The sequence below is a fragment of the Rhizobium deserti genome, from assembly GCF_004358025.1.
Classification (GTDB): domain Bacteria; phylum Pseudomonadota; class Alphaproteobacteria; order Rhizobiales; family Rhizobiaceae; genus Neorhizobium; species Neorhizobium deserti.
This window is the reverse complement of sequence record NZ_SMTL01000001.1, coordinates 783,074-803,887: the sequence shown is the minus strand read 5'-3', so window position 1 is coordinate 803,887 and position 20,814 is coordinate 783,074. Positions and strand designations below refer to the sequence as shown.

Annotated in this window: 16 protein-coding genes; 11 read left to right on the top strand and 5 right to left on the bottom strand. The window is 60.7% G+C overall.

The features are described 5' to 3' along the window. Position 1: 1 nt before the first annotated feature. The 5 genes from livM (at position 2) to E2F50_RS03830 (ending at position 4,645) form a co-directional block, all read left to right on the top strand. Positions 2–1,390: a high-affinity branched-chain amino acid ABC transporter permease LivM gene (gene livM / locus E2F50_RS03850; RefSeq protein ID WP_133314715.1), complete on the top strand. Its 1,389-nt coding sequence runs from the start codon at positions 2–4 to the stop codon at positions 1,388–1,390. After that, a complete protein-coding gene (locus E2F50_RS03845) occupies positions 1,390–2,253 on the top strand; it encodes an ABC transporter ATP-binding protein (RefSeq protein ID WP_133314714.1) in 864 nt (287 codons plus the stop codon). The genes livM and E2F50_RS03845 overlap by 1 nt, the downstream gene beginning before the upstream one ends. Continuing rightward, complete coding sequence (locus E2F50_RS03840; RefSeq protein ID WP_133314713.1) at positions 2,253–2,981, top strand: ABC transporter ATP-binding protein; 729 nt, start codon at positions 2,253–2,255, stop codon at positions 2,979–2,981. The genes E2F50_RS03845 and E2F50_RS03840 overlap by 1 nt, the downstream gene beginning before the upstream one ends. A gap of 39 nt (positions 2,982–3,020) precedes the next feature. Continuing rightward, positions 3,021–3,374 carry a DUF6867 family protein gene (locus E2F50_RS03835; protein WP_133314712.1) on the top strand — a complete coding sequence of 118 codons (354 nt, stop codon included), beginning with the start codon at positions 3,021–3,023 and terminating at the stop codon, positions 3,372–3,374. 140 nt (positions 3,375–3,514) lie between these two features. Next, positions 3,515–4,645 carry a branched-chain amino acid ABC transporter substrate-binding protein gene (locus E2F50_RS03830; protein WP_133314711.1) on the top strand — a complete coding sequence of 377 codons (1,131 nt, stop codon included), beginning with the start codon at positions 3,515–3,517 and terminating at the stop codon, positions 4,643–4,645. Positions 4,646–4,732: 87 nt separating this feature from the next. On the opposite strand, the gene E2F50_RS03825 is transcribed toward E2F50_RS03830, so the two are convergent. The 3 genes from E2F50_RS03825 to E2F50_RS03815 form a co-directional block, all read right to left on the bottom strand. After that, positions 4,733–4,930, bottom strand: coding sequence for a hypothetical protein (locus tag E2F50_RS03825; protein ID WP_133314710.1), 198 nt, complete (start codon positions 4,928–4,930; stop codon positions 4,733–4,735). A gap of 67 nt (positions 4,931–4,997) precedes the next feature. After that, positions 4,998–5,921, bottom strand: coding sequence for a response regulator transcription factor (locus E2F50_RS03820; RefSeq protein ID WP_133314709.1), 924 nt, complete (start codon positions 5,919–5,921; stop codon positions 4,998–5,000). Beyond that, entirely contained in the window at positions 5,914–9,300 is a 3,387-nt protein-coding gene (locus E2F50_RS03815) for a hybrid sensor histidine kinase/response regulator (protein ID WP_133314708.1), read from the bottom strand. Before E2F50_RS03815 ends, E2F50_RS03820 begins: the two co-directional genes overlap by 8 nt. Positions 9,301–9,619: 319 nt before the next feature. Between E2F50_RS03815 and olsC the strand changes: the two genes are divergently transcribed. Continuing rightward, positions 9,620–10,456, top strand: a complete 837-nt coding sequence (gene olsC / locus E2F50_RS03810; RefSeq protein ID WP_245515283.1) for an ornithine lipid ester-linked acyl 2-hydroxylase OlsC — start codon at positions 9,620–9,622, stop codon at positions 10,454–10,456. A 579-nt stretch (positions 10,457–11,035) separates the two neighbouring features. On the opposite strand, the gene E2F50_RS03805 is transcribed toward olsC, so the two are convergent. Beyond that, a complete protein-coding gene (locus E2F50_RS03805) occupies positions 11,036–11,554 on the bottom strand; it encodes a helix-turn-helix domain-containing protein (RefSeq protein WP_133314707.1) in 519 nt (172 codons plus the stop codon). Between the two features lie 139 nt (positions 11,555–11,693). On the opposite strand from E2F50_RS03805, the gene E2F50_RS03800 reads away from it, so the two are divergent. Beyond that, on the top strand, positions 11,694–13,541 hold the full coding sequence (locus tag E2F50_RS03800) for an AAA family ATPase (protein ID WP_133314706.1): 1,848 nt from the start codon (positions 11,694–11,696) through the stop codon (positions 13,539–13,541). 339 nt (positions 13,542–13,880) lie between these two features. Here E2F50_RS03800 and E2F50_RS03795 read toward each other — a convergent pair whose 3' ends face one another. Further along, entirely contained in the window at positions 13,881–14,357 is a 477-nt protein-coding gene (locus E2F50_RS03795; protein ID WP_133314705.1) for a hypothetical protein, read from the bottom strand. Positions 14,358–14,519: 162 nt separating this feature from the next. Between E2F50_RS03795 and E2F50_RS03790 the strand changes: the two genes are divergently transcribed. The 4 genes from E2F50_RS03790 to E2F50_RS03775 are packed head-to-tail and all read left to right on the top strand — an operon-like array spanning position 14,520 to position 20,663. Further along, positions 14,520–15,314, top strand: a complete 795-nt coding sequence (locus E2F50_RS03790) for a hypothetical protein (RefSeq protein ID WP_133314704.1) — start codon at positions 14,520–14,522, stop codon at positions 15,312–15,314. A 10-nt stretch (positions 15,315–15,324) separates the two neighbouring features. Continuing rightward, the gene (locus E2F50_RS03785; protein WP_133314703.1) at positions 15,325–17,625 is read left to right on the top strand and encodes an integrase catalytic domain-containing protein; all 2,301 of its coding nucleotides are present in this window, start codon (positions 15,325–15,327) and stop codon (positions 17,623–17,625) included. Positions 17,626–17,653: 28 nt separating this feature from the next. Continuing rightward, positions 17,654–18,679 (top strand): ATP-binding protein, encoded by a 1,026-nt coding sequence (locus E2F50_RS03780; RefSeq protein WP_133314702.1) that lies wholly within the window; start codon positions 17,654–17,656, stop codon positions 18,677–18,679. Between the two features lies 1 nt (position 18,680). Beyond that, positions 18,681–20,663: a hypothetical protein gene (locus E2F50_RS03775; RefSeq protein WP_133314701.1), complete on the top strand. Its 1,983-nt coding sequence runs from the start codon at positions 18,681–18,683 to the stop codon at positions 20,661–20,663. Positions 20,664–20,814: the final 151 nt, after the last annotated feature.

Here is a 20,814-nt window from a genome sequence, read left to right as displayed (position 1 = left end):
CATGTCCAATCCTTCTGAAACCGGCAATGCCGGCACGATGGGGCAGGCGCTCAAGGAAGCACTGTTCGCAGGCGTTATCGCCTTCGGCATGTTCCTGCTTTTCGTCGGAATCGAAACCTACCAGGACATCAACAATGCCCTGGTGTGGCGCACGCGGTGGGGCCTTCTGGCCATCTTCGTGATCGTGGCCGCTGTCGGCCGTTTCGTCACGGTCGCCTTCATCAAGCCGCATATCGATCGCCGCAAGCTCAACAAGGCCAAGAGTGGCGTTCTTGAGATCTCCGACAAGAAGAGCTTCTTCCATAAGCACTTCCTCAAGATCGCGCTCGTGCTGTTGCTGATCTACCCCTTCCTTTCGCTGATGATCGTCGGCAAGCAGGGCTCGCTGAAATATGTCGACAATTTCGGCATCCAGATCCTCATCTATGTGATGCTGGCCTGGGGCCTGAATATCGTCGTTGGCCTTGCTGGCCTGCTCGATCTCGGCTATGTCGCCTTCTATGCGGTGGGCGCCTATTCCTACGCCCTGCTGTCGTCCTATTTCGGCTTCTCCTTCTGGCTTCTCTTGCCGATGTCGGGGATTCTTGCCGCTCTCTGGGGGATTATTCTCGGCTTCCCGGTTCTGCGCTTGAGGGGCGATTATCTCGCTATCGTGACGCTGGCCTTCGGCGAGATCATCCGTCTGGTGCTGATCAACTGGACCGACGTCACCAAGGGCACATTCGGCATATCCGGTATCGCCAAGGCGTCGTTCTTCGGTATCTGGTCCTTCGACACCGGTGCCACCAACAATTTCGTCAAGGCGTGGGGGCTGTCGGCCTCGTCGGTTTATTACAAGATCTTCTTGTTCTACATCATCCTGGCGCTCTGCATGCTGACGGCCTATGTGACCATCCGCTTGCGGCGCATGCCGATCGGGCGCGCCTGGGAAGCCTTGCGCGAAGACGAAATTGCCTGCCGCTCACTCGGCATCAATACCGTCACCACCAAGCTGACAGCCTTCGCCATCGGTGCCATGTTCGGCGGCTTTGCAGGCTCCTTCTTCGCCACGAGACAGGGTTTCGTGTCGCCCGAGAGCTTCGTCTTCCTGGAATCGGCCGTTATTCTGGCCATTGTGGTTCTCGGTGGGATGGGCTCGCTGACCGGCATCGCCATAGCGGCCATCGTCATGGTAGGCGGTACAGAAGTGCTGCGCGAAATGTCCTTCCTCAAGGTCGTGTTCGGACCCGACTTCACCCCTGAACTCTACCGCATGCTGTTGTTCGGTCTGGCGATGATCATCGTCATGCTGTTCAAGCCGCGCGGCTTCGTCGGTTCGCGAGAACCGACTGCCTTCCTCAAGGAACGCAGGGCGGTTTCCGGCAGCTTCACCAAGGAGGGCCACGGCTGATGGCTCTCGAGACAATCACGATGACGAATAATACGCTTTTGAAAGTCGAGCATCTTTCGATGAAGTTCGGTGGCCTGATGGCCATCAACGACCTCACTTTCGAGGCTCGACGCGGCGAGATCACGGCACTGATCGGTCCCAATGGTGCAGGCAAGACGACCGTCTTCAACTGCATTACCGGCTTCTACCGGCCGACCATGGGCATGATCACCTTGCAGCGCAGGGACGGACGGGAGTTCCTGCTGGAACGCCTGCGCGACTTCGAGATCACCAAATTGGCCGGCGTTGCCCGTACCTTCCAGAATATCCGGCTCTTTTCCGGCCTGACGGTTCTGGAAAACCTGCTGGTGGCGCAGCACAATGCGCTGATGAAAGCATCCGGGTATACGATCCTTGGTCTTCTGGGACTGCCTGCCTATCGCAAGGCAGTCGATGTCTCGATCGAAAAGGCCAAATACTGGCTGGACAAGGCGGATCTCACCGATCGCGCCGACGATCCGGCCGGAGACCTTCCTTATGGCGCCCAGCGGCGTCTGGAAATCGCCCGCGCCATGTGCACTGGACCGGAGCTCCTCTGCCTCGATGAGCCGGCAGCCGGCCTCAACCCGCGTGAGTCGGCGGCGCTCAACACGCTGCTCCATTCGATCCGCGACGAAGGCGTATCGATCCTTCTGATCGAGCACGACATGTCGGTGGTCATGGAGATTTCCGACCATGTCGTGGTTCTCGAATATGGCCAGAAGATCTCGGACGGCACGCCGGACCATGTGAAGAACGACCCAAGAGTGATCGCGGCATATCTCGGCGTCGAGGATGACGAGGTGGAAGAGGTGATATCGGAAGTCGAAGGAGGGAGGCTCTGATGGCCGGTGAAACCCTTCTGAAAGTCCAGGGCGTCGAGACTTATTACGGCAATATCCGTGCTCTTGCCGGCGTCGATATTGAAGTCCACAAGGGCGAAATCGTCAGCTTGATCGGCGCCAACGGTGCCGGCAAATCAACGCTGATGATGACCATTTGCGGCAGCCCGCAGGCGCGCAACGGCTCGATCGTGTTCGACGGCGAAGATATTACCCAGCTGCCGACGCATCTCATTGCCCGACGCCGCATCGCCCAATCGCCGGAAGGTCGTCGCATCTTCCCGCGCATGACCGTTTATGAAAACCTGCAGATGGGCGCGGGCCTCGATAACCTCAAGTTTTTCAACGAGGACATCGAGAAGATCTTCACGCTTTTCCCGCGCCTCAAGGAGCGGCAGAGCCAGCGTGGCGGAACGCTTTCCGGCGGCGAGCAGCAGATGCTGTCGATCGGGCGTGCGCTGATGGCACGGCCGAAGCTGCTTCTGCTCGACGAGCCGTCCCTCGGCCTCGCGCCGCTGATCGTCAAGGGAATTTTCGAGGCGATCAAGAAGCTTAACCAGGAGGAAGGATTGACGGTCTTCCTGGTCGAGCAGAATGCCTTTGCGGCACTCAAGCTTTCCGACCGGGCTTACGTCATGGTCAACGGCAAGGTGACGATGAGCGGATCTGGTCGCGAGCTGCTGGCCAATCCGGAAGTTCGGGCCGCTTATCTCGAAGGTGGACGGCATTGAGCGGCGTGGTCCTGAGTTTGGCTGTCGGGAGTATTTGAGATGCAGGGATTGTTCTTCGAAAGCGATAGCGGCGTCCGCTACCTTCTCCGCTTCCTGGTGCTGCTGATCGGATTTTGGACCGCCTGGCGGGCCGGCAAGGCGGTGGCCGAGGGCTGGGACAACCTTCCGACGGTGATCGTTTACACTCTGCTTCTCGGGGTGGTGATGCGCTTTCTGCACTTCGCACTGTTCCAGGGGCCGTTCATCAGCCCGTTCTACTACGTCGTCGACGTGGTCATTCTGATGGTGTTTTCGGTTGCTGGTTTCCGCGTCCGTCGCACCCGCCAGATGGTCCAGAACTACTACTGGCTTTATGAGTCTACGTCAGCGTTTTCCTGGAAGAAGAAAGATTGACAGCCGCACTTTTCTGACTTCAGATTGGTGAAGGTCGAAGCATAACGCACCTAGAGTGGAACAAATTTCCGACGCAACGATGGTGGGTGTTGCAGTTGGATCCTAGACAGGTACTCACCTAAAAAACTGGGAGTTAATCTATGAAGAAGTCTCTTCTTTCCGCGGTTGCGCTGACGGCCATGGTTGCCTTCGGCGGCAGCGCATGGGCAGCCGACATCGTCATCGGCGTTGGTGGCCCGCTGACAGGCCCGAACGCCGCTTTCGGCGCTCAGCTCCAGAAGGGTGCCGAACAGGCTGCTGCCGACATCAATGCAGCTGGCGGCATCAACGGCGAAAAGATCAAGATCGTGCTCGGCGACGATGTGTCGGATCCGAAGCAGGGTATCTCGGTTGCCAACAAGTTCGCGTCCGACGGCGTGAAATACGTGGTCGGCCACTTCAACTCGGGGGTTTCCATCCCGGCTTCCCAGGAAGTCTATGCGGAAAACGGCATGTTGGAAGTGACCCCGGCTGCAACCAACCCAACCTTCACCGAGCGCGGCCTGTGGAATACGTTCCGCACCTGCGGACGTGACGACCAGCAGGGCGGCGTTGCCGGCAAGTATCTTGCCGAAAAGTTCGCATCCGCCAAGGTTGCCATCATCGACGACAAGACGCCTTACGGTCAGGGTCTTGCCCAAGAAACCGAGAAGGCATACACCGCCGCCGGCAAGAAGGCAGTCATCCGCGAAGGCGTCAATGTCGGCGACAAGGACTTCTCCGCCCTCATCTCCAAGATGAAGGAAGCCGGCGTCTCGATCATCTACTGGGGTGGCCTTCACACCGAAGCTGGTCTGATCATCCGTCAGGCAAAGGATGCGGGCCTTAAGGCGACGCTGGTTTCCGGCGACGGCATTGTTTCCAACGAACTCGCATCGATCGCTGGTGACGCAGTCGCCGGCACGCTGAACACCTTCGGCCCCGACCCGACGCTGAAGCCGGAAAACAAGGACCTGGTTGCCAAGTTCAAGGCTGCTGGCTTCAACCCGGAAGCCTACACGCTTTACTCATACGCAGCCGTGCAGGTCATTGCTGAAGGCATCAAGGCTGCCGGCGCATCCGACGATGCGGAAGTGGTTGCCAAGGCGTTGAAGGAAAAGGGACCGTTCAAGACCGTTCTCGGCGATATCGCCTTCGACGAAAAGGGCGATCCGAAGCTGCCGGGCTATGTCATGTACGAGTGGAAGAAGGGCCCAGACGGCCAGTACAGCTACTTCCAGCAGGGCAGCTAAGACGCTTCGGTTTCGAGCTCACGATCACACAGTTGGAGAAGCCCGGCATTGCCGGGCTTCTCTGTTTCAGACTGGGCGATGCAGATATCAATCGCCGGTCTGCGGTTTGCGCTCGCAAGGATCATCATCGGAAGCCGACTGCGGGCCTTCCTCTTCATGGATTTCCACCTTGACCGCACCCGGCCGGCGCTGCTGCAGGTCCGTCACGGCCTGAGCCGCATCATGAGCCGTGTCGACATCTGCGGCCCTGGTGCCGTTCTGGACCGATTTGACCGTGAATGACATTGGGTTTTGTCCGTTTTGGAGACAACCTGAAAATCACTGCCGGGTTCCATGGCAGGAGCAGCGATTGTCAGATCTCGTGCAGGACGTGTGCCGCCTTGACTGCCGCCGACGCCCGGTTTTCGACGCCGAGCTTCACATAGATCTGCTCGAGATGCTTGTTGACCGTGCGCGAGGAGAGACCGAGGATATCGCCAATATCGCGGTTCGACTTGCCCTTGGCGATCCAAAGCAGAACCTCGGATTCCCGCTGGGTGAGGGGGAAATGCTGGCGCAGGGTCTGGTCGTCCGGGCGCTTGTTGGCTGCCGTCAGGCGGAAAAGGTGCTCGTCGGCCCCGATCGCTCCCAGGAACGAAAATTGCAGCGTCGCCTTTCCGTTTTCCGTCAGCGCAAATGAGGCATCACGGACGAAACCCGGCTTGTCGCGCTCCGACATCCAGGCGGCAATACGGTGGGCGACGATATCTAAGCCGTCATCACTGTTGGTTGCGGCATTGATCAGCCGGGTCGCTTGCGGCGTCGACCAGTGCACGACACCGTTGCCCTTGACGGCCAGCAGATGGCGCCCGGCGGCATCGAGCGCAACGCGGGCGCTCTGGGCGGAGCGGGCATTTGACAAATGGACGCGGATGCGGGCCCGCAGTTCGTCGATATTGATTGGCTTAGTCAGATAATCGACGCCACCGGAATCGAGAGCGTTGACGACATGCTCGGTCTCGGTCAGCCCCGTCATGAAGATGACCGGAACCTGGGCGACGGCAGCATTGGCCTTCAAGCGCCGGCAGGTATCGAAGCCGTCTAGGCCGGGCATGACCGCATCGAGCAAAACGAGATCGGGCGTTATGCGCTCGACGATATTAAGCGCTGCCTCGCCGGAGGTTGCGATCAGAACCGAGAAACCGGATTTCTCCAACGTTTCGGTGAGAAAGCCGAGCGCTTCGGGGCTATCGTCGACGAGAAGAACGATGTCGCGCGGCAGAGCTGCTTCAGCCATCAATCGTCCTTTCCGCTTCCATTTGGCTCAGGAATTTCATGTATCCGGCAATATCAAAGGCTTTGACATAGGCCCCCAGTCTTTCGGCAAAAGGCACGTGTTCGTCGTCACGTGCCAGGTCCGCCAGCTTTGCTTCTATGCCGCGGATGTAGCCGATTTCGCCGAGCCGTAACAGGTCCTCTACATGGTTCTTGCCCGGGCTCTTGAGCGGCAGTCGGGGCGCGAGCGGGACGGGTGGCGCTATGTCGTCATGATAAACCCACACTAGGCCGAGATGGGATGCGAGCTTGTCCGCCAGGCGGCGAATTTCAACCGGCTTGGCGAGCGTATCATTGTGACCTTCGTCGCCGAAATCGGCAGCGCCCCCGTCACCTATATTGGCGGACAGCATGATGATCGGTGCCATTTGGCCAAGCTCACGAAGCTTTGTCACAAGCTGCCAGCCGCTCATGCCCGGCATGGAAATGTCGACCAGGAAAAGATCCGGTGCCGCGCCTTCGATGAGGGTGAGGCAGTCCGGCCCGCTGTTGGCAGTGAGGACTACGAAATCCATGGGCGCGAGTACCTCGCGCATCAAGTCGCGGTGGTCCTCGTTGTCGTCGACCACGACGATCGTGCGGCGGGGACCGGTATAGGAAACAATCTTCTTTTCCGCCGCCGGTGCCGTGTTCGGGCGTTCGATCGCCGACAGCATCAGGCGAACCTTGAAGACCGATCCTTCGCCCTTGGTGCTGGCCGCCGCGATCTCGCCGCCAAGTGTATTGGTCAGCAGCCGCGTGATGGTCAGGCCGAGGCCGAGACCCGGCATCGGCTGCATTGTCTCAGCCTCGCCCCGCTGGAAAGGCTCGTAGACGCGTCCGAGATCCTGTTCGGCAATGCCGCGTCCGGTATCCGAAACGGTAAAGGTGGCGACCTGGCTGCGATAGGTAATGTCGAAGCGAACTTCCCCCTCGTCGGTGAACTTGATAGCGTTGGACAACAGGTTGACGAGGATCTGGCGCAGCCGCTTTTCGTCAGTGCGTACATATTGCGGCAGGGAGCGGGCCCGCTCGTGCTTGAAGGCCAATCCCTTGGCCTGGGCTTGCAGGGAAAACATTTCGACGATCTGGTCGAGGAAGTCCTGGATGTTGATTTCGTTAGAATAGACCTGCAGGCGTCCGGCCTCGATTTTGGAGATATCGAGAAGCCCGTCGATCAGGCCGGACAGGTGGTCGGCGGAGCGCTTGATCACCTTGATCGCCGATTGGCGCGGCGCCGGGATGGTTTCGTCCCGTTCGAGGATCTGCGCATAACCCAGCACGGCATTGAGTGGCGTCCTCAGTTCGTGCGAGAGCCCCACCACGTAGCGGCTCTTTGCGCGGTTGGCCGCTTCTGCCGTTTCCTTGGCCTCCTGAAGTGCGGCATCGGTTTTCTTGTGGGCGGAGATTTCCTTCAGCAGAAGCGTGTTCTGGCGCGAGGATTCCTCTTCCGCCACCACCCGGCTGTCGTGGGCCAGCACGTAGAACCAGGACACCACGGCGGCGATCATGGCAAAGACGAAGAAGACGATCAGGATCGTCCGATAGATGACCTCGGCATTGGCAGGCGTCGCCTGGCCGACATGATAGGCGATCATGGCAAGGATGGCGGCGATCAGCGAGGTCGCGATGATCGCCGTCGTGGCATAGCGGCCAAGGCGGGTGGTCAGCCGCGCGACCACGGTTTCGGGGAGAAACGATCGGGCAACGGCGCCGACCTGGGCGTTGAGCCGCGCATGCGGCTTGCACATGTCGTGGCAGCGGCTGTCGAGCGAGCAGCAGAGGGAACAGATCGGCGCCGCATAGGCGGGGCACCAAGCCATATCCTCATGTTCGAACGGGTGTTCGCAAATGGAGCATGTAATCGATCCCAAGCTCTTCCAGCTGTGGCGCGGCTTGCGGGCAAGGTAGAACTTCCCCTTGGTTGCAAAAGCGATCGCCGGCGACAGCAGAAATGAGATCAGCGTCACATAGGTGGCAAGCGACGCCATGATCTGCCCGAACAGGCCAAAATGCGCAGCAAGCGCAATGCCGGCGGACGTGAACATGGCGCCAAGTCCGACCGGGTTGATATCGTAGAGATGCGCCCGCTTGAATTCGATGCCCTCGGGCGACAGGCCGAGCGGCTTGTTGATGAAGAGGTCGGCCGAGATCGTGCAGAGCCAGGCCATGGCGATGATCGAGAAAATGCCAAGCGTTGCTTCGAGCAGCCGGTAGATGCCGAGTTCCATCAGCAGCAGCGCGATCGCCACGTTGAAGATCAGCCAGACGACGCGACCCGGGTGGCTGTGGGTAAGGCGGGAAAAGAAGTTCGACCAGGCGAGCGAGCCCGCATAGGCGTTCATCACGTTGATCTTCAGCTGCGAGACCACCACAAAGGCCGCCATCAGCAGCAGTGCCGCGGTCTCGTTAGGGATCATGTAGCCGAAGGCGGCCAGATACATATGGGCCGGATCGGCCGCCTCGTGGATTGGTACGGCGGTCGACAGCGTCAGCACGGCAAGGAAGGAGCCGGCCAGCAGTTTCGGCACGCCGACCACCACCCAGCCGGGGCCGGCCAGAAACACCGCCAGGCGGTGGCGCCATTTGCGCACGCCTTCGGCCGGCAGGAAGCGCAGGAAGTCCACCTGTTCGCCGATCTGCGGCATCAGCGCCAGGATGACCGCCGAGGCGGCGCCGAACTCGACGAGGTTGAAGGGAGCCGCGCCACCGACCTCGGCATTCGAATGGTTGACGCCCGCAAAGGCCCGCCAGAGGTCGAACTTCTCCCAGTCCATGAAGGCGATGAAGATGAAGGGCAGGACGTTGAGGATAATCCAAAAGGGCTGAGTGATCAGCTGAAAACGGGAAATCAATTGCACGCCGTAGATGACCAGCGGGATCACCATGACGGCGCTGATGATATAGCCAATCCAGGGCGGTACGCCGAAAGCGAGATCAAGCGCCCCCGTCATGATCGAGGCCTCGATCGCAAACAGCATGAAGGTGAAGCTCGCATAGATCAGCGAGGTAATGGTTGAGCCGATATAGCCAAAGCTCGCACCGCGCGTCAGGAGGTCGATATCCACGCCGTGGCGGATCGCATAGCGGCTGATCGGCAGGCCGATGACAAGCATAGCGATCGCAGCCGCGATGATCGCATATATGGCGTTGGTCGTGCCGTATGAGAGGGTGATGGCGCCGCCGATGGCTTCGAGCGCCAGAAACGAGATCGCGCCGATGGCGGTCTGCGAGATGCGGCTCGATGAGAAGCGCCGTGCACTCTTGGCCGTAAAGCGTAGGGCGTAGTCTTCCAGCGTCTGATTGGCGACCCAGCGGTTATACTCGCGCCGGACCGGGATGATGCGTTGCCGCGCTGCCATGCCTATTTTCTAGCGCCCCTACAGTAAAGACTGTTCAATGGGCACTTTCGGCTGCCGCCCGCGGATTTGCAAGGGTGGTCGCCCTTAGAAAGCCGCCTGATTTCAGCCCTTCCAGCTCCTTGTTCTGTGTCCAGCGTACAAACGCGCGCTTCTTCTGCCACACTTGCCTGTGAATCTCATGAGCCGGCTGCCATAGATGGGACACAGGTGCTTGCAAGCTGGAACATGACATCACATGTCAACTACTCCAGAAGCGGACGAGGGTGTGATCGGAACACCTTAACCGCAGCCTATCAACCGTCAATTCAGGCCAATTCCCGTGGAACCGTCATCGCCTCTCGCTTCTCAGCCTGTCATCTCCCAGCATGAACAAACATTCGGCACGTCCGGCCTTGCGCCGATGGACCGCCCAAGCCGCATCACCCGTTTTTTCATGGGTATCGTTTCCTGGGCCGAGGGCCTGAACTTCAAATATGCCAAGCTCGGCAATCCGCCGGTCTACGACAATGCCACCTTCCCTTGGGCAGCGGAGGTGGAGAAAGCGGCGCCGGCCATCCGCGCCGAGCTCGACCGCATTCTCCTGCGCAAGGACGAGCTGCCGACCTTCCAGGACATTTCCACCGACGTGAAGACGATTTCGACGGACAATGGCTGGAAGACCTTTTTCCTGCTGGGGTTCGGCGTCAAGTCGGAACAGAACATCAAGACCTGCCCGGAAACCTGGAAGGCGATGCAGAAGATCCCCGGCCTCACCACGGTGATGTTCTCGATCTTCGAGCCTGGCAAGCATCTGCCGGCCCATCGCGGTCCCTATAACGGCGTGCTGCGCCTGCATCTGGGACTGATCGTGCCGGAAAATTCCGGTGACAACCTTGCGATCCGCATCAAGGATCAGGTCTGCCACTGGCAGGAGGGCAAGGTGCTGATCTTCGACGATGCCTATGAGCATGAGGCATGGAACCACACCGACAAGACACGGGTGGTGCTGTTCGTCGACTTCGTCAAGCCGCTGAAATTTCCGGCGCGGCTGGTCAACTGGATGCTGATGCATATGGCGATCTTCACGCCGTTCATCCGCGAAGGGCTCGACAACCACAAGGAGTGGGAAAAGAAGTTCTATGCGGAAGCGGAAGCCCTGCGCAACCGACCGAACTGAATTCGGCGAAGACTTCTTGCCTTATGCGCAACCTGACCGATTGAATTTTGGTTGAACCAAAATTGAAAAATTTCGGTTCAACCCTCGCGCCATTCCGTAAGCTAATTCGCTGAAACGACGCAATAAAACCTTTTGTTCGCTCGCCGTCTCCGGTTGAACTCCGTGTGGTCGAACTCGACGAGCCAGTTTGCAGGAATCGCAAGAAACGACCAGCCGAATTGAATATTTTTGAATTCGCGAGGTCGTCTGAAAACTTTTGAATTCAAGTTGGCGGGCTGAAGGTCATGCCTACGAATCGAAATTTGGATGAGGCAAACTGAAAATTTGTGCGTCATCCTTCCGCTGCGTCCGCCGCCATCATGCACCGTTCTGTGGTAGCGAGTGAAAGCGGCGACCTGTACTGAATATTTTTGAGTTCGCGGTGACGTCGGACCAAATCTGAACGAGACGGCGGCGGCGAAAAGCGGCGGCTCTCCGGCCTGATCTTCATAGCTAACGAGAATCTGCGGAGGGCTTATCCGAGCCCGGAGCAGACGTTTTGGAGCGTGCGGTATCCGTTCCGCGCTTCTAAGACGCGGCTCAACCTGCCGGCGTCAGCCGCATTCGCCATCCAGCGTCCGCAACGGGGCGGAAGAACTTCACGCCCTCCTTCTCCAGGTGCCTCTGGAGTACGTATGCAAGCTCAGGGCTTGCTTCCACATCGCTTTTTTCCAGCCGGCGGACGGTCGTATGCGCCAGCCTGGCCCGCAAGCCCAGTTCGCGTTGCGTGAAGCCGAGCGCCACCCGTGCCGCCCTGAAAAGCGGGCCGGGCAGGGGGTGGTAGAGCTTGCCGCGCTCCAAGTTCTTGTCGGGGGCGGGCGCGAGCCATTGCGGCAGCATCAGCGTCCAGTCCTCCTCGTCCGTGGGATCGAGGAACACGACCCCGCGACTTTCGAGGAAGATTCTGATCTGTCCGACGTGACTGAAGCTCACTAGGCCGGCGCCTGTCTCGATTCTGTTGATCGTGCGCGTCGAAACGCGCGCCGCTTCGGCGACGTCGGTTTGGCTCAGATCGAGCACATCTCTGGCTGCGCGCAGCAGGCGATAAAGGCTGTCCATTCCCCTAGATTTCAGGAATCAAAACTGTTGACAACGACGATCCGAATCCGCCACATTGCGGCGTCAATCAGCCATAAAACGGCTTTAAAATGCAATTCTTCTAGGCTTGCGAATCGCCTGTACTAAATGAGGAGATCAGATGCACCATCGACTTTCGCGGGACGACTTCGACGACATCTGCAGGCAGCCAGCCAAGTTCCTGATGTACTCCGCGGTTCGCAGAGCGTTGCGGCAGACTGAGCAGTTCCGCGGAAACGCAAGAGGGCTGATGGTCCTGGTCGTCGACAAGCAATGGATCTGGCACGCCAAGGCGGCAGCCCGCCTTCTATTAAAGGATCCGAGCAACCCATATGTCCGAGACGACATCCGCTCTGTCGTGGCGATCTACGACGACACGTCGAAAAGGCGCTCCGAAGTCAGCGTAGTTCGTCCAGAACATCAAAGCTTTCTCCTCTCCACATCGCGCGAGGCGCTTCCGGTCTCCATCCAGCTGGCCGCCGACGCGATCGTCGACATTCCAGGTCCGACAGCACGTCATGTCCAAGCGGCGCGACGGCTCGCCGGCGTCGACGACGTCGACGTTCAGACCGCCGCGTGGATCGCCCGGCAGCGGGCCGAGGTCGTCATCGGGCTGAGTGCGAGGAATTCCCTCAAGTATTTCGACGCGTCGCTGCTCGGCCGGCCGCCGGACGAGCCGGAACGGGGGCCCAAGCTCAGCGATCTTCCGGGCTACCGCCCGACGAGGCGGTGGGTGGCGGACCTCAAAGGGGACGTCGCCGACTGGCGGCAGGGACGTCTGCAGTGGAGCGAGCTAAGCAAGGGGATACTTCTGACCGGACCTCCCGGAACAGGAAAGACGCTGTTCGCGACCGGACTGGCCAACGAGCTGGGCTTCGATCTTGTCTCGACCTCGGTGGCCGAATGGCAGGGGTCCAAGCAGGGCTATCTAGGCGACACCCTCAGTGCAATGTCTAAGTCCTTCGCCGACGCAGCGTCGAGGCGAGGGGCCGTCTTATTCATCGACGAGCTCGACGCAATCGGGGATCGGGCGAGGATGAGAAGCGACCACGTCTACTACGAAGGGAACGTCATCGCCCGGTTCCTGGAGCTGGTCACACGGATCAACGAGCAGCCCGGCACGGTCGTCGTCGCCGCGACGAACTACGAACACCTGATCGATCCCGCGATCCTCAGATCCGGCCGGCTGGAAGAACACATTGTTCTGGAACTTCCGGACGAGGAGGAGCGGGCCGAGATGTTCTCGTACCATCTGGGCCATGGCATTTCCTCCCAGCAGCTTCGTCCGCTGACCGATCAGCTCCGTCTCGCCACGCCGGCGGATATCGACAAGTATGCTCGTGAGGCAAAAAGGCATGCCCGTCAGCGAAAGGCAATGGTCGATCTCGGCGACGTCGCCGCCGCGCTTCCCGCCAAGGCGCCGCTACCGGAGGACGTGCTTCACCGGATTGCCGTCCACGAATCCGGCCACGCCATCATGGCGCTGGCCTCCGGGCAGGTGGAAGCAGTCCACATCAGGCTCGAAACCCACATGGTGGAGGGCGTCACGGTGCAGGACGGCGGAAGGGTCCAGTATGAGATGAAGGACATGGCACTTCCGACGGAAAGGCAGCTTCTCGCCAGGGTGAGGACCATGCTGGCGGGCATGGCGGCGGAGGAGGTCGTCTTCGGGACCAGATCGATAGGATCCGGTGGGGTGCAGGGCAGTGATCTTGATCAGGCCACGCGGCTCGCATACCGCCTCGCGGGTTCCTACGGCCTGGGAAAGTGGCTGCGGTTCCAGGTCGACGCTCAGTGGGTCGACCACTCGTTCCAACCCATGCCGGAACTGCGCGTCGAGGTGGACGGAATTCTGGGCCGCGAGTATCGCGCGACGAAGGAGCTCCTCTCGAAGGAGAAGGCCGCGCTGATGCGAATGGCGGCGGAGCTTGCGGTCGACCGCGAGATCAGGCTCGGTAGGCAGAGCTGATCGGCCGAACCCGCCCGAGGCGCCAGAGCCTCGGGCGGTCGGAACTCATGCCGAACCTTGCATCTGGCCGGGCGGAATGCCTCTCCCAGGAGTAGAAGACGTGGCTCCGTAACCGTGCGAATCCTTCTAGCACCAAGCGACATCGGCGCGGGCGGCTGAATCCTTGTCAACAATTATGCGGTAGTCCATGCTCGCAGTAAGCTAGGCCTAATTCCAACGCCTGCGGACCCTCTAAGACGCTCGAATCCTTCTCCCGAATTCGAAGATCGAAACGAATATCCAGGAACTCGAAGGATTGAACCCGAAGCTTAATTGTTGACAAAGGGCGGACGCCTTGGACTAGATGCCGTGTCCTTCAGCACTTCCAAGTTGGCCGAACCAGTATCCGCCTTCTGTGTGCGTGAACTCGGACGCACCCCAGAGGACCCTGCCGATCTGCTTCACCGGGTTGTTCACCGAAAGTAGGAGCCCCTTCTCCGACATCGCTCGGTATATTTCGGTCGCGGACATTGGCCGTCCGGCTTCCCGAAGAATATCGGCCGTGTGACCTCTTATGAGATGAGCGGTGCTGTTTAGATGAAGCTTCTTCCGGCGCCTTGGCTGGGCCGTCGCCGGCGGGTTGTCCGAGGTGAGCGCCTTCAGGGCCTCTTCGAGCCGCGCCTTCTTGTCCTTGATGGCCTCGAGCCGCATGCACGTCGCATGCAGCTCCCTCTGAAGGCTGTCCACCAGCTGGTCCACCCTCGCATCGTCATAGATGGGACCTTCGGAAACCATCTGATCGACCGCGTGCTGCACCAGTTCACTTTCCATCTTCATTTTGCCTTCGAATCAGTTCAAGGTTGAACAAGTTCATTTGAAGGAATTTCGAAGTCTGCTGCTTCGAAGCGTTTGTTCATAAATAGCATGTGCGGCAGCGTCCTCGTAGAAAAAACTTCCGGCAGCGTACTGATTGCCCGGTCGGCACGATGGAGATCTTGTATGCACCAGCCCGCGAAGCGCACCGGTCCACGGGGGTTCTCGGCGATGATCGTCCGGGCGGCCGACGGCGGACCCATCAGGACCCTGGCCATCGGACGGCAGAAGAAGCCCGTAGGGAGGTACCCCGCCTACAAGGCGTCCGGCAGGGCGCTGCCGGAGGAGTCGCCCGCGGAGGTATCGGTCATCCAGATCTGCGAGGTCTCTCCCTACGTCCGGAGCGTTCTCGCGCAGCCGCACCGGCTGGAGATCTCGGTGCGCGGGCGTACTCGGCCGCTGGTCTATTTCCCGGACTTCGAGATGAAGGTGGACGCGCCGCTTGCGGCCGCGCTCGAAGAAGGGCGTTCGTTCGGCAATGCGGCGCTCGAATGGCCGCCCCGTGCCTCAACATCCGGAGACGTCCGTACCATAGTGGCGGAGGTCAAGAGACCTGGGGACAAGAGGCTGTGGGATCCCGAATACAGGCAGAAGCTCATGCTTGCGCGCGAGGTATACGAGAGCCTGGGCTTCCATTTCGCGGTGATCGAGGAGGAACGGGACATTGCATGCGTCGACGGCGCCGTTCTACGGCTCATCGCCTACCATACGTTCGTCAAGGTGGACAACCTGGACGCCGTGCTGGCCCTGGAGTTTCTTGCCGCACGCGGCGGGGAGGCGGATTTGCGGGAACTCCAGGAGGCGCTCGGTCCCGGTGCCGAGGGCGTCGCGAAGTCTCACGCGCTGCAGATCCGGGGCGTCCTTTCGTTCGACGTGCTCAGATACCGGTCGGGGACGGCACGCGTCGTCGCCGGCATCTGAGCGCAGACCGATGTCTCAGCTTCCAATGCAGCCGGGCCAGACGTTTAGGATAAGGTCGAAGGCTGCCGGGGAGGGCGCGATCTTCGACTTCAAGGAACGGCTGCGGAGCGGCAGGCTCGTTTTCGTAAACCAGACGACGGGGCGCACCCGGACGATAGACGAGAACGAGTTCGAGCTCATGCGCGGCGTCGGGAACGCCGCCTTGCTGCGGTACCGCTTCGCGTCGGACCAGAGGCCGCGGGAACATATCGAACCGGCGATGCTGGCGGATCCCAATAATCAGAAGCTAACGAACAAGCAGAGAGCCGCCGCGGAAGCCGCTTCGGTCAAGTACGAGAAGGCGAGAGCCGTCCTATTCTTTATCAGAAAGTGGGACGAGGCGCCGGAGGTGGCGGATTCCAGACGTCCGGTGGAGGCTCTTACGAGGCGGTTCAGGAACGAAGCAGCCGCGCAGGGCATCACATGGCTTCCCTCCTACTCGACTTTGCATCGGGCGCGACGAATCGGCCAACCCGGACAGCGAACGCTCGCGATGTACCTGGGCGACCACGGAGTGCACGATCCTGAAAAACGCTATCCGCCGTTCGTCCTGGAGGCCAAGCAGGCGGCGATTGATTTCTACTGGAGCGAGAGGGGCGTGGAGCAGCTGGACGCGATATCGCGGTTCTTCGAGCTCTTCGACATCGGCGTGCGAAAGCTGGTAGCCGCGGGTCTGAAGCCTCCGAAGAGGGTCGACCGAACCACAGTCCGGCTGTGGATCCTGAAGGCGGAGACCTATGAAAGGCATTGTAAGAAGTACGGCAGGCCGTCGGCGGACCGCCAATTCCACGGCTCAAGCCCCTCCATCGACGCCGAGCACGCGCTTCAGTACGTGATGATAGACCACACCAGGTGCGATCAATGGGCGATCGTGCTCGACGAAGACGGCAACGAGATCTTCCGAGAGCGCCCATGGATCGTCGCGGCAGTCGATGTTTATTCGGAACTGGTCCTGTCATTGATCCTGACGCTCGAGCCGCCTTCTCTCACGACCGTGACAGCGTGTCTGAAGCAGGTGATGAAGCCCAAAAACTTCCTCCTCGAACGATACGGCGAATACAAGGGAGCGACGACCGGCTGGGGCGCACCGTTCTACCTCGTGGTCGATAACGGATGGGAGAACGTCGGAAAGTCCTTCCAGACCGGGTGCGAGAGCCTCGGCATCAGGGTGAAATGGGCGCCTGTCAAGACGGGCGAGTACAAGACCTTCGTCGAGCACCTTTTCCACGTCCTCAACAAGCAGGTCTGGCACAAGGGCGACGGAGCGGTTCCGTTCAAGCCGAGCGAGATGTCGGCCCTGCAGCTCAAGCCTCGAGAAGAAGCCACTCGGACCGTCGCCGAGCTGGAAGCGCTCGGCTGGGACTATCTGGTCACGCGCCACAACCTCGAGGACTGCAGGCGGCGTCGCATGGCGAGGGCGCGCGCCTGGTCGAAAAGCCTTGAGAAGGTGGGCCGGAATATCCTAGACGACGTCTCCGCGCTCGACAGGGCGCTCGGCGCTGTGGACAGCGCCAGCCTTACCAGGGACGGCGTCCTCGTAGACGGACACCGCTTCCACGACGCCGCGCTCACCGGCCGGCTTCTCGATTCGCTCGTCAGACACGCGCCTCCGTCGCGACAGCCCAGGTCCAGGCTGCGCGGCGCCACCATCCCGGTTCAGGTGGTCAAGGACCCCACCGACTGCTCGTTCGTGAACGTCTGGGACTTTGCCGCCAAGGAGTACGTCAGACTGCCCAATGTCGATCGCCGCTTTTCGAGCGGCCTCAGCTGGCACGGAGCCGGCCTGATCAAGGATTTCGCGAGGAAGGTGAACGCTGCCTTCCACTCGGACGAGGAGAAGCTAGCCGCACGTTCCGCGTTTACGCACAAGCTATCGGGAGACATAGCCGTGCTTCCGTTCGCCGAGCAGAGGAAAGCGGTCAGGATCCGTCAGCGGGAGCTCGAACGTGCTCCGGGCGACATCGTGGAGGCCTACGCCGAGCCGTCGCCGATGGGCATGTCGACCGCGGAGCTGCCAAACGGCATGGCCGCGGTGCTGCAGGCAGGCAATCGCATTCCCTCCAAGGGAGTCCGGCGGGGGCGGCCGAAAAAGGCAGGTAAGACGCAGCGGTCGGATCTGCGCGCGGCGCACCCGAAGGCGGGCGTTGCAGCAGCCAGCACGCAGCAGAGCGCAAGCCCGCGGCCGACGACGCCCTGCCCGACCCGAGAGAACTACTACGTCGTGAGCGACTCCAAGTCCCTTCTCGACGATCTGGCGAAGGACCTTGACTGATCGAAACCGTAGACGAGGGAAACCAAAAATGCGCGACGACGTTACGGAAGCAGACATTTACGTCATGTTCGAAGACCGGCGCATCAGGCACGACCGCCTGAACAAGGCGCAGAAGTTCTTCGGAGAACTTCGCAAGACGAAGCGGATGTCGCCGCTGTCGCCGAAGAGGTTTGGAACGCTGTTCGCGCCGTCGCAGGCCGGAAAATCGACCACTGTCAGGCACTACATCGAGACAGTGGTCGTCGACGACGCGATCGCGCAGGGGCTCTTCCCGCCGACGATGGACCGTCAGACGATCGCGGCGAGGCAGAAGCTGGTCCTGCACGTGACCTTGTCCGCGAAGGCCACCATCAAGACGCTCGCGTCGGACATCCTGACTGCGATCGGGGACCCCTACGCAGTAACGGGAACGGCCGACAACCTTCTGAAGAGGGTCTACGACAATCTGCGGCGTTGCGGCACGGAGCTGGTCTTCATCGACGAGATCCAGCACCTGTCGCACCGGCTCGCCCGAGAGAGCGGGACCACGACCGACCGGAGCGGCCTGCGCGAAAGCCTCGAGGTTACCGACACGCTGAAGAACATGATGATTAAGGGCGTGGTTCCCATGATGTTCGTGGGCATCCCCGAGGCGCGTCATTTCATTTTCAACGAGGAACAGCTCGCCCAGAGATGCCTTAAGGAACTGCAGTTCGATCCGGCGAACTTCAGCAAGGAGGGCGAAAGGAACGACTTTATCGCCTTCGTGGGGAAGCTGGGGCTGAAGCTCAAGCAGGAGGGACTGTTCGCCGAGGCGAGCGACTTCGTCGCCGGCGACATCCCGTACCGCCTGCACGAGATCTCGCACGGCTACATGGGCGCGGCGTGCAACCTCGTTTGCGAGGCCTGCATCATCGCCCTGGCGGAAGGCGCGAGCTGCGTGACGAGGGATCATCTTTCAGAGGCGACCGACTCCTGGGCGATCCCCCGAAGAGTGGTCACCAGCAATCCCTTCAAGAGGACGCGGGGACGTGGCGCCCCGACGGACGATCGCCGCAGCAGGCTGGAGGGGTGACATGACGGTCGGGCTCGTAGACGACATGTCGAGCCTCGTTCACGCCGTGCGGCCGATTCCAGGGGAGGGACTGGGCGAGCTTCTTCTCCGCGCCGCCGCCGAGAACGGCTACGACAAGACCGACTGGATCCTGGCGCTGGCCGGCAGGAAGGGTTCGTTCCTTTCGAAGACGCTCCGGCTAGCGCCCGAGGAACTCGTCCATCTCGCACGGGTGCTTGGTCTCGACGACCCCGCGGGCGTCGGGCCGCTTCTCTACAAGGAGGTCGCCGGCATGAAGGGCTGGCTGGACTTCTTCGGCGCGCCGGTCCGGGCCCGGCATCTGCAACTGCGGCGCAGGCGCGTCTCCCCGCGTTCGCTGCGGCAATCGCCGCACCTCAAGGCCGTCTGGGCCGTCCGAATATTCTCGTTCGACCCGGAGACGAAGGAACAGCTGATCGACCGCTGCCCCGTGTGCGGTGTGAAGTTCAACTTCTGGCGCGTGCTCGAACCCTGGTCCTGCGCCAGCTGCCTCCGCACGGACCACGAAGGATTTCGGCGGCCTTCCGTCGATCTCAGGGACTACCCCCAGCCGGTCGTGGAGGTCGCCGACCAGATGGCGCTTGATTTTGTCACGGGCCTCGTCCAGCCGGACCCGGAGAGGAGATCGGATTGTGCCGGACTCCATCCCGGCCTCCAGGCCCTGTCGCGGGGCGAACTCTTCGAAATGGTGGTGTCGCTCTGCTGTGCGGTGATTCCGGAGCCGGGCGAAAGTCCGAACGCGCTGTGGCGTCCGATGACCAACGAGGATTATCGTCGGGTCACTCCGGACCTGCTCGCTAAGATGGGGCGCACAATCCTCAGCTGGCCGGAGGGCTTTCATCAGCTTGCCTCCGAGGTTCGGGAGCGGTCGGACGAAAGGCCGGGACATTACGGCGTCCGAAAGGAGCTGGGGCCGCTCTTGAGGGTCACGGGCTACAAGAACGTCCCGAAGGCCGTGAGAGACCTCGTCAGGAAGGCGATCGACGACGATATGGCTATGACCGCCTCCGCGCTCCCGACCGTCCGGAGAAGCGCCGACAGGTACCGGGCGGATCTCATGACGATCGCAGACGCCCACGCCGAGCTGGGCTGCACGGGAAAGCACATGACGAGGCTGGGACGACGGCCCGAAATAGAAATGATACAATCGGCTGGCTCTCACGGTCCTATCCTGTTCAGGCGCGATCAGATCGAGACGATCCTCAGGCAGAAAGACAGGATAGTGGCGTCCCAGGAAGTCGTGAACCGGCTCGGGATATCGCGCTCGGGACTAAGGCAGCTTGCAGAGAAGGGGCTACTCGAACGCGAAACGGGGGCGGTGATCGACATCATGATCGGTAACGATTACTACCTCGCCAAATCGGTGGACGACTTGCTCGACAGGATCGTCGCACTGGTCAGGAACGACGAGTGCCCCGAGATGCACGTTCGGCTTAGGAAGGCGGTGAACAGGCTGCCCGAAAGGCCGGCTGACCTATGGCCTACTATCATCGAGAACATTCTGGGCGGCCGCCTGCCGATATGGCTGCGGGAGGGCAGGCTCGCCGCCCTCACGAGCCGGATCGCAGTCGAGCACATCGCCATCCTCACGGACATTTTACAGACTCCGGGGCAGTCCAGAGGCGCGCTTGTTCTCAATCAGGCCGAAGCCGCGCAGGTCCTAGGCATAGGGCCGCTGAACGTCAACCAGCTGGTCGCAGCAGGCTTTCTACCCCGCAAGATGGTACAAAAGGACCTTGATGAATTCGCGCGCACATACGTGCTCACAAATGGGGTACTCGAACTTCTAAAAGAGCGCGGACGCGTTGCTTCAACCAAGGTGCTCGTTGGGGTGCTGCGTGCCGCCGGATTGAAGCCGGCGACGGAGCTCCTTCTTACGGGGAGGCCGGTCTGGGTCCTAAGGGAGATCGTACGGTTCCTTGACGGCGGAGGCCTGTCGCATTTCAAGCTTCTGCAAAGCCGCTGACGGCGGCGTTCAAAATACCTGATGCTTGAGCCGCGTTGCGGCGGCGCCGGAACAGCAGGTACTCCGGTAGTCTGCAATGCGGAGTCGATAGCTTCATGCAAGTTTCTCTTCCTATACCGAACGGCGGCGGCCAGCCGGCGCCGCCTGTGAA